This is a genomic window from Loktanella sp. PT4BL, from assembly GCF_003201935.1.
In the GTDB taxonomy this organism is placed as follows: Bacteria; Pseudomonadota; Alphaproteobacteria; order Rhodobacterales; family Rhodobacteraceae; genus Yoonia.
In genome coordinates, this window is the sequence record NZ_QJJL01000034.1 from 1 (window position 1) to 1,612 (window position 1,612).

The window sequence follows — 1,612 nt, forward strand, 5'->3', positions numbered from 1 at the left end:
TCATCACATTCACCAGCTGGCCGAGATGTATTGCGTTTCCATGAATTCGAGCATGCCTTCATGCCCGCCTTCACGCCCCAGCCCTGACTGTTTCACACCGCCAAAGGGGGCTGCGGGATCAGAGACCAAGCCGCGGTTCAGGCCGACCATGCCGTATTCCAGCCGCTCGCAGACCTGAAGGGCCCGCTTCATGTCTTCGGAAAAGACATAGGCGACCAGCCCGTATTCGGTGTCATTGGCGCGGCGGATCACGTCTTCCTGATCGGTGAATGTCTGGATCGCGGCGACAGGGCCGAAGATTTCGTCATGCACGCAGTCGGCGTCCTGCGAGACGTTGGACATGACGGTCGGCGGGTAGAAAAAGCCCTTGCCGTTGGGGGTGGTGCCGCCACATTCGATTTTGGCACCCTTGGCGACGGCATCCGCCACGAAAGCCGCGACCTTGTCGCGGGTGTCTGCATTCACCAAAGGGCCCACATCAACGGATGGGTCTGTGCCGTCGCCGACCTTCAAGGCGGCCATTGCGGCGGTGAATTTGGCGGTGAAGGCTTCTGCCACATCTGCGTGAACATAGATGCGGTTGGCGGCGGTACAGGCCTCGCCCAGGTTGCGCATCTTTGCCAGCATCGCGCCTTCGACGGCAACATCAAGATCGGCATCTTCAAACACCAACAGGGGCGCGTTGCCGCCCAGTTCCATCGCGGGTTTCAGCACCTGATCGGCCGCGGAATGCAGCAGTTTGCGGCCTACACCGGTCGAGCCTGTGAAGGACACAACGCGCACGCGCGGATCGTGCAACATATGGTCGACCAAGGCACCGGTGCGCTTGGAGGGCAGCACATTGACAAGGCCCTTGGGCACGCCAGCTTCCTCCAGAAGCGGCATAAGCGCCAGCATCGTCAGCGGTGTTTCCGAGGCGGGTTTGATAATCACCGCACAACCAGCAGCCAGCGCCGGTGCAATTTTGCGCGTCCCCATCGCGGCAGGGTAGTTCCACGGTGTCACCAGCACGGCCAGCCCTGCGGGTTTATGTTGCACCATGATCCGCGCGCCGGATGCGGGGGCATGGGTCAGCATCCCGTCGGCGCGCACGGCTTCTTCGGCAAACCAGCGGAAGAATTCGGCGGCATAGGTCGCTTCGCCCATGGCATCGGTGCGGGCCTTGCCGTTTTCCAGCGTGATCAGATGGGCAAAATCTTCGAGCCTCGCTGTCATCAACTCCCAAGCCTTACGCAGCACTTCGGAACGGTGGCGCGGTGTTTTTGCGGCCCATTCCTTCATTGCGGCTTCTGCGGCATCAAGGGCGGCGTCAGCGTCGGCAATCTCGGCCGAGGCGACCGAGGCGATCACCTCTTCTGTGGCGGGGTTGATCACATCAAAGCGTTCGTTTGATGCGCCTTTGTGCCATGCGCCGTCGATATAGAGATCGGTAAAGTCCATTTTGGTCTCCGATGTGGTCAGAGCAGGTGGCGGAGCGGTTGCTCCATCCGGCCTGCGAAGTTGGAAAGAAGGGTGATGGCGTCGCTTGGCGCCAGTTGCGCTGGCGCAAATTCAAGCGTGATCGTGAGGCCAGTGCCGGTGCGCGTGAGCGTCAGTGTCGGCACGTCCTCGG

At 61.4% G+C, this 1,612-nt stretch carries 1 protein-coding gene; it reads right to left on the minus strand.

What is annotated here, in order from left to right:
- Positions 1-9 precede the first annotated feature (9 nt).
- Positions 10-1,440 carry an NAD-dependent succinate-semialdehyde dehydrogenase gene (locus C7964_RS19710; protein ID WP_110281246.1) on the minus strand — a complete coding sequence of 477 codons (1,431 nt, stop codon included), beginning with the start codon at positions 1,438-1,440 and terminating at the stop codon, positions 10-12.
- Positions 1,441-1,612: the final 172 nt, after the last annotated feature.

What these genes read in the sequence shown, in the direction of transcription:
- C7964_RS19710 (WP_110281246.1), bottom strand. Translation starts at nt 1,440, where the DNA reads ATGGACTTTACCGATCTCTATATCGACGGCGCATGGCACAAAGGCGCA.